The sequence below is a fragment of the Actinoplanes sp. NPDC051633 genome, from assembly GCF_040681735.1.
Taxonomy (GTDB): domain Bacteria; phylum Actinomycetota; class Actinomycetes; order Mycobacteriales; family Micromonosporaceae; genus Actinoplanes.
In genome coordinates this window covers 1-7,789 of sequence record NZ_JBFAZH010000275.1, presented here as the reverse complement: position 1 = coordinate 7,789, position 7,789 = coordinate 1, and the positions used below count along the sequence as shown (strand labels likewise).

Below are 7,789 nucleotides of genomic sequence, written 5' to 3'. Positions count from 1 at the left end.
GCTCACGGTCAGGCCGGCCACGCCAAGGGCGTGCAGCGCCTCTTTCACCGCGTCGAGCTGGTACGGCTTGATGACCGCGGTCACCAGCTTCATGCTCAGTCCCTCCATCGGAGCAGCCATACGAGAAGTTAACCGGCGACCTTCTGGCTGACGTCTGCCTTGCCGTCAGCGTCGACCCCGGCATCGCTCGGCGCCTCGTGCTTGCCGGTCAGGCCGGCCATGGCGAACGCGCCGCCACCGCCCGAGCCGCCGGCCGGCGTGAAGTCGTAGCCCGTCTCGCCGTGGTCCGCGATGTCGATGCCGCCGACCTCGGCCTCCTCGCTGACCCGGAAGATCTTCAGGGCCTTGAGGATGAGTGCGATGACGGCCGCGACCAGGAACGAGTACACGGTGACGGCCGCGCTGCCCACGAACTGCTTCCACAGCTGGGTGACGCCGCCGCCGTAGAACAGGCTCTCGTTCGCGGCCAGCGCGTTCACCTGGGTGGTGGCGAAGAAGCCGATGCCCAGCGAGCCGATCCAGCCGCCGACGAAGTGGACGCCGACCACGTCGAGCGAGTCGTCGTAGCCGAAGCGGTACTTCAGGCCCACGGCCAGGGCGCAGAGCACACCGGCGATGATGCCCAGCAGGGCGGCCGGCAGCGGGGCGATGAAGCCACACGCCGGGGTGATGGCGACCAGGCCGGCGACCGCGCCGGAGGACGCGCCGACCAGGGTCGGCTTGCCGTCGCGCAGCCACTCCACGATCACCCAGCCGAGCAGCGCGGCGGCCGTGGCGACCTGGGTGTTCACGAAGGCGACCGCGGTGACGCTGTCGACGGTCAGCTCCGAGCCGGCGTTGAACCCGAACCAGCCGAACCACAGCAGGCCGGCGCCCAGCGCCACGAACGGCACGTTGTGCGGCCGCATGTTCTCCCGCGGCCAGCCGATCCGCTTGCCGAGCACGAGTGCGACGCCCAGCGCCGCGGCACCCGCGTTGATGTGCACCGCCGTGCCACCCGCGAAGTCCAGCGCGCCGAGCTTGGCGCCGATCCAGCCGCCGCCCCAGACCCAGTGCGCGACCGGGACGTAGACCAGGGTGAACCAGCCGAGCGCGAAGAGCACCCAGCCGCCGAACTTGAGGCGGTCCGACAGCGAGCCGCTGATCAGGGCGACGGTGATGATGGCGAACATCATCTGGAAGACCATGAACACGTACGTCGGAATGCCGGTGCCGGTGTCGCCGAGCATCCACTCGTCGCCGATCCAGCTGGTGCCGGTGCCGAAGTACTGGGTGAAGCTGCCGATGATGTTGTTGGCACCCTCGTTGGAGTTCGAGCCGAACGCCAGGGTGAAGCCGTAAAGCACCCACAACACGGAGATGAGCCCGATGGACGAGAAGCTCATCATCATCATGTTGAGAACGCCCTTGGACCGGTTGAGGCCACCGTAGAACAGCGCCAGACCGGGGGTCATGAGCAATACGAGCGCAGACGACAGGAGCAACCATGCGGTGTTACCGGTGTTGACCTCCACGCTGCCTCCTCTCGGAAAAGGTGTCCTCCCGCACGGCCCTGTGGCTTCATCGCCAGAGCGCCGTCCTCAGCCCCGCCGCCGCCCCGGAAAGGGCTGAAGGCTGAGCTTGTTATCAGGGGGGAACCCTTCCGGTCCGCTGTTTCGCGGAAAGGACACGTGCGGTTTCCGAGATGTGACGGGTTGTTTCGTACGTGTGAAGAAAACCTCACAGCCGACTATCGCAGCGCGTACTCGAGGGTGTGCCGTTCGTAGTCAAGCAGCCGCAGGTCGCGCATCGGTCGCCGGAGATGCCCTTTATGCACGATTCTGACGAACGCCGGGTCACCGGCCGCGGCCATCCGCCGGATGCCCTCGACGTGATCCACGATCCGTTTCCTTATGGTCCGCACCAGCCGATGCCGGTCGCGCGGGATGAGCCCGTAGGCGTCGGCGAACAACCGCAGCCGGCGCGGCCGGTTGGGCCGCTTCCAGCCCAGCGTGTACGAGTCCCGGTCGCTGAACAGCGGCACCCAGGTCCACGCCGCGTACGCCACGTCGTAGATCCGCGCGCCGGGCGACGCCAGGTCGAAGTCGATCAGGGCCAGCGTGCCGTCCGGCCGCCAGACCACGTTGTGCGGCGCGGCGTCGTGGTGGCAGACCACCTCGGCGTCCGGCGGCGGCGGCCCGAACGAGCGCCACACCGACCCGGGCGGCGGCTGGAAGCCGTACTGCGCGTCGTGGAACATCCGCAGCATGGTGGCCACGGTGGTCAGCGCCTCGTCGGTCACCCAGTGCGGGCCCAGCGGATACTCCCCGCACTCACCGTCGAGATACGACAACACCTCACGACCGCGCTCGTCGACGCCGAGGACCTTGGGCGAGCCGGTGAAGCCGACCCGCTCGAGGTGGTTGAGCAGCGAATGCACGGCCGGTGTCCAGGGCCCCGTGTTGCGGCGGACCGTGTCGCCGACCCGCGACACCGTGCTGACGTTGCCACCGTGCAGCGGGATCTCACGGACGGGGTCTTGCGTCACCTAAGACCTCCCCTGTCTCGCGCCACAGCACCCGCAGAGCCTACCCGTCGGTACCAAGAAGAGCCTCGACGAAGGCGGCCGGCTCGAACGGCGCGAGGTCGTCCGGACCCTCGCCCAGGCCGACCAGCTTGACCGGAATGCCGAGTTTGCGCTGCACCGCGATGACGATGCCGCCCTTCGCCGTACCGTCCAACTTCGTCAGCACCACTCCGGTGACGTCGACCACCTCGGTGAACACGCGAGCCTGCTCCAGGCCGTTCTGCCCGGTGGTCGCGTCCAGGATCAGCAGCGTCTCGTCGACCGGGCCGTGCTTCTCCACCACCCGCTTGACCTTGCCCAGCTCATCCATCAGGCCGACCTTGTTCTGCAGCCGGCCCGCCGTGTCGACCAGCACCGTGTCGATGCCGATGTCGATGCCCCGCTTCACCGCGTCGAAGGCCACGCTGGCCGGGTCGCTGCCTTCCGGGCCGCGAACCGTCTCGGCGCCGACCCGCTCACCCCAGGTCGCGAGCTGCTCGCTGGCCGCCGCCCGGAACGTGTCGGCCGCCCCGAAGAGCACGGTCCGCCCGTCCGCGATCAGCACCCGGCCGATCTTCCCGCAGGTGGTGGTCTTTCCGGCGCCGTTGACGCCGACCACCAGCACGACCGCCGGGCGGCCGTCGTGGGGCGACGTGTTCAGGCTGCGGTCGAGCTCGGGCTCGAGCGCGGCGGTCAGCTCCTCGGCCAGCTGCTCCCGCACCTCGGCCACGGACCTCGTGCCCAGCACGCGCACCCGCTCCTTGAGCCGGGACACGATCACCTGCGTGGCCTCGACGCCGACGTCCGCGGTGATCAGGCTGTCCTCGATCTCCTCCCAGGCGTCCTCGTCGAGGTGGTCGCGGGAGAGCACGCTGAGCAGGCCGCGGCCGAGGACGCTCTGCGAGCGGCTCAGCCGGGCGCGCAGGCGGACCAGGCGGCCCGCGGTCGGCTCGGGCCGCTCGAGGACCGGCGTCTGCGCGACCGGCGGCTCCTCGACCAGGACCGGCGCCTGCGGCTCCTCGGCCACCAGCGGCGGCATCTCCTCCACCGGAGGGGTCGGCGGCAGCTCCCGACGACGCAGGCGGGGCACCACGAGCCCCACCGCACCGGCCACCAGGACCACGAGCAAGATCACCGCGACGACCACGTATTCCATGTCTCAAAGCCTGACAGATGCTTTCCCCACCCGTGCAGTCGCCCGCCGGATAGCCCCAACAACGGATCTTCGGCCGGTTGTGGCGTCACAGGATGTGCAGGAAAGATGGGACGGTGACCGCACACCTGCTCATCGGGCCGGTGCTCAGGCGCGTCGTCGGCGATCGCGCCACGGTCTGGGTGGAAACCACCGAGCCCGCGTTTGTGCAGGTCGAGGCCGAGGGCGGCGCTGCCGGCTCCGCGCACACCTTCTCCGCGTACGACCATCACTACGCGATCGTGATCGTGGAAGGGCTGCAGCCGGACGCCGACCATCCGTACACGGTGCGGCTCGACGGGCGCGAAGTGTGGCCGCTGCCCGACTCTCCGTACCCGCCGACCTTCATCCGGACCCGGCCGGCCGACGACGCCGAGCACCCCGTACGGCTGATCTTCGGGTCCTGCCGCGAGGCGACCCCGCACGCCACCGCCCGCAAGCTGCCGCCGGACGCGCTGGACGCCTACGCCCGCCGCCTGATGGCCGACACGCAGAACCCCGAGCTGCGCCCCGACCTGATCGTGCTGCTCGGCGACCAGGTGTACGCGGACAAGCCCACCGCCAAGATCAAGCGCTTCCTCAAGCGCCGCCGCGCCGCCGGTCACCACGGCCCGGAGGACCAGGTGGTGTCCTTCGACGAGTACACGAAGCTGTACCTCGAGTCGTGGCGCGACCCCGAGGTCCGCTGGCTGTTCGCCACCGTGCCGGCCGTGATGATCTTCGACGACCACGAGATCATCGACGACTGGAACACCTCGGCGGCCTGGCGTGCGGACATGGCCGCCCAGAGCTGGTGGCGCGAGCGGATCTCCGCCGGCCTGGCGTCCTACTGGGTCTACCAGCACCTCGGCAACCTCGGCCCCGACGAGCTGGCCGCCGACCCGCTGCTGCAGAAGGTGCGCGGCGTCGACGACGCCACCGACCTGCTGCACGACTTCGGCCTCGCGGTGGACCAGCCCGAGTCGGCGGACAACACCGACCGGCCGTACCAGTGGAGTTTCGCTCTCGACCTGGGCCGGACCCGCCTGGTGATGCTGGACAACCGCTGCAACCGGGTCCTCACCCGGCGGGGTCGCGAGATACTGCCCGCGCCGGAGTGGAACTGGTTCGTCGACCAGGCGCACGGCGACTACGACCACCTGGTGGTCGGCTCGTCGCTGCCCTGGCTGATGCCGCCGGCCATCCACCACGTCGAGTCGTGGAACGAGCACAGCGCGGACGGCAATTCGAAACGGCGCGCGGCCCTGGCCGAAAGGCTGCGCCGCCTGGTCGACATGGAGCACTGGGCGGCGTTCTCCAGGTCGTTCGCGGCGCTCACCGAGCTGTTCCGGCGGCTCGGCGAGGGCGGCGCCGGAGCGCCCGGGCATCGGGTCGGGGCCGGCGGCGCGTACCGGGCGCCGGAGACCATCAGCGTGCTCTCCGGCGACGTCCACCACTCGTACGTCGCCCGGGCCGACCTGGGGCCCGGTGTGCGTACCCCGGTCCATCAGCTCACCTGCTCGCCCATCCACAACCAGGTGCCGGCCGTCATGCGGCCGCTGATGCGTTTCAGCTGGTCGCGCGCGGCCGCGAACAGCACCCGGGTGATGGCCCGCTCGGCCGGCGTGCCCAAGCCGCCGCTGCGCTGGCGGCGGCTGGCCGGGCCCTATTTCGGCAACGCGGTGAGCACGCTGCGGCATCGGGGGACGCACGCCGACATGACGATCGAGGGTACGACCAAGGACGGCGGACTGTTCGAGGTGGCGACCGTCGTCCTGCACGATTGAATAATCGGCTGCGCGCCGGCCCGTGCCGGGGCAGGATCGTGGCCGATGACTATCTGGACGGCACCAGCCGTGGACCGCAAGGTCGAGCCCAAGGTCGGCGACGAGCGCACCCTCCTCGAGGGCTGGCTCGAATTCCATCGCGACACCCTACTGATGAAGTGCGCCGGCCTGACCGCCGAGCAGCTCAAGCAGCCATCCGTCGAGCCGTCCAACCTGACGCTGCTGGGCCTGGTCCGGCACATGGCGCTGGTCGAGCGCAGCTGGTTCCGCATGCGTGCGGCCGGCGAGGACCTGCCGTGGCTCTACACCTCGGACGACAACCTCGACGGCGACTTCGACGACGTCGCGGACGCCGACGCCGAGGCGGACTTCGCGACCTACCGGGCCGAGCTGGAACACGTCCGCGCGGCCGCGGCGGGTCTGCCGCTGGAACACGAGTTCAAGACATCCCGGCACCCGGCGATCAGCTTGCGCTGGGTCTACCTGCACATGATCGAGGAGTACGCGCGCCACAACGGTCACGCCGACCTGCTGCGCGAGCGGATCGACGGCACCACCGGCGACTAGGCGCTAATCACCCTTCGGCAGGGTGGCCGGGCCCTTGTCGGTCACCCGCCACGCCGTCACGTCACCCTCGCCGGGCTCCTCGGCGATCAGGCCGAACTTCGCCTTCGGCCGCCACTGGAGATAGACGCCGTCACTGCTGACCATGTAGGCGTCGCCCCGCTTCTGGAACCGGAACTGCTGGACGACCTTGCTCGCGTCGCAGGCGGCGGTGACGACGGTCAGCGGATTCGAGCCGTTGCCCTTCACCTGCAGACAGTACGGCTCGCCGGCCTTGACGAGCTTGCCGGTCTTGAGCTGGTAGCGCCCCGGCCGAACCTGAACCGGCACGAAGAGCGCGGTGTCGCCGTCGCGATCGGTGACATCCGCCCGCCCGGCCGGCGTGACGGACAGGACGGAACCGGCCCGCTCCTTGCCCTCGACGACCGGCACGAAGGTGAGTTGACGCTTCCCGTTCAACGGGTCGGCGGCGGTCCCGCCGCCCGGGGCCGCCCCGCTCGGGGCCGCCTCCGACGGCGTCACCGGCGACGGCGCCGGGCTGGGCTCCGTGGAGACCGCCGGCGCCGCACTCTCCCCCGACGGCAGAGCACCCGCGGGCGGGGCGCTGTCGTCGGCGCACGCGTGCTGGCTCAGCACGACCACCGCGGCGACCGCCGCCAGAGCCCACCTACGCGTCGTCATCAGGTCTCCCGCCTCGGTACCGGACATCAACACTGCCGCATCCCGACAAGCATCCACAGCCCGCCGCGAAACTGTCATACCCACCCCCTACCGTCGGACCCACCCAGTGCCGGGGTGGGGGTGGCGGCGGCTGCCGTGTCGCGCGCCGGCCGGGCGTGTCGGGCGGCGAAGCCGCATCGATCCGGGCAGTCCGTCGAGCCGATCGCGGGCCGGAGTTGGGTGCCGTGCCGACCGGGCGGCGGGTCCGGGCACGTGCGGCCCGCCGAGTCAGTCGCGGGGCTGAGCCCGGCAACCATGTCGGCCGGGCGGCGGAGCGCTCCGTCAAGCCGATGACGTGGCTGGGGTTGGCATCCATGCCGGCTGGCCGGTGGGTCCGGGCGCGTGCGGCCCGTCAAGCCAATCGCGGGCTGAGGTCGGCATCCATGCCGGCCGGGTGGCGGGTCCGGGCACGTGCGGCCCGTCAAGCCAATCTCAGGGCTGAGGTCGGCATCCATGCCGGCCGGGCAGCGGGTCCGGGCACGTGCGGCGCGGCAAGCAGATCACGGGGCTGAGGTCGGCATCCATGCCGGCCAGGCGGCGGGTCCCGGAACGTCCGGCCAGTCGAGCCGACCGCGGGGCTGAGGTCGCACCCAAACTGGTAGCGGAGCCACCTTCGGAGCCCGCGCACGGGGTGGCTGGCCTACCACTTTCACCTCCGAGCCGGACAAAACGCCGTCAGTGGTAGCGCAGCCACCTTCGGAGCCCGCGCACGGGTGGCTGGCCTACCACTTTCAGCTCCGGGCCGGACAAAACGGCGTCTGTGGTAGCGGAGCCGCCTTCGGAGCCCGCCCACACCCGGCTGGGCTACCACTTCCGCCCCCGGCCCGGACAAAACGGCGCTACTGGTAGCCCAGCCGCCTTCCGAGCCCGCCCACACCCGGCTGGGCTACCACTTCCGCCCCCCGGCCCGGACAAAACGGCGCTACTGGTAGCCCAGCCGCCTTCCGAGCCCGCCCACACCCGGCTGGGCTACCACTTCCGCCCCCGAGCCGGACAAAACGG

7 protein-coding genes are annotated in these 7,789 nt (G+C 70.6%); 2 read left to right on the top strand and 5 right to left on the bottom strand.

Annotation, left to right across the window (positions count from 1 at the left end; translation table 11 throughout):
• From AB0M20_RS17405 to ftsY, 4 genes are all read right to left on the bottom strand, one after another.
• The coding region (locus AB0M20_RS17405) for a P-II family nitrogen regulator (protein ID WP_364299203.1) at positions 1–93 on the bottom strand (93 nt) is incomplete at its 3' end.
• Positions 94–128: 35 nt separating this feature from the next.
• On the bottom strand, positions 129–1,514 hold the full coding sequence (locus tag AB0M20_RS17400; RefSeq protein WP_364299201.1) for an ammonium transporter: 1,386 nt from the start codon (positions 1,512–1,514) through the stop codon (positions 129–131).
• A 215-nt stretch (positions 1,515–1,729) separates the two neighbouring features.
• Complete coding sequence (locus AB0M20_RS17395) at positions 1,730–2,527, bottom strand: aminoglycoside phosphotransferase family protein (RefSeq protein WP_364299199.1); 798 nt, start codon at positions 2,525–2,527, stop codon at positions 1,730–1,732.
• A gap of 40 nt (positions 2,528–2,567) precedes the next feature.
• Positions 2,568–3,701, bottom strand: a complete 1,134-nt coding sequence (gene ftsY, locus AB0M20_RS17390; protein ID WP_364299197.1) for a signal recognition particle-docking protein FtsY — start codon at positions 3,699–3,701, stop codon at positions 2,568–2,570.
• 113 nt (positions 3,702–3,814) lie between these two features.
• On the opposite strand from ftsY, the gene AB0M20_RS17385 reads away from it, so the two are divergent.
• Both AB0M20_RS17385 and AB0M20_RS17380 read left to right on the top strand, forming a co-directional pair.
• Positions 3,815–5,503, top strand: coding sequence for an alkaline phosphatase D family protein (locus AB0M20_RS17385; protein ID WP_364299195.1), 1,689 nt, complete (start codon positions 3,815–3,817; stop codon positions 5,501–5,503).
• Positions 5,504–5,548: 45 nt separating this feature from the next.
• Positions 5,549–6,070 carry a DinB family protein gene (locus AB0M20_RS17380; protein ID WP_364299193.1) on the top strand — a complete coding sequence of 174 codons (522 nt, stop codon included), beginning with the start codon at positions 5,549–5,551 and terminating at the stop codon, positions 6,068–6,070.
• A 3-nt stretch (positions 6,071–6,073) separates the two neighbouring features.
• On the opposite strand, the gene AB0M20_RS17375 is transcribed toward AB0M20_RS17380, so the two are convergent.
• Positions 6,074–6,748, bottom strand: coding sequence for a hypothetical protein (locus AB0M20_RS17375; RefSeq protein ID WP_364299192.1), 675 nt, complete (start codon positions 6,746–6,748; stop codon positions 6,074–6,076).
• Between the last annotated feature and the right edge of the window lie 1,041 nt (positions 6,749–7,789).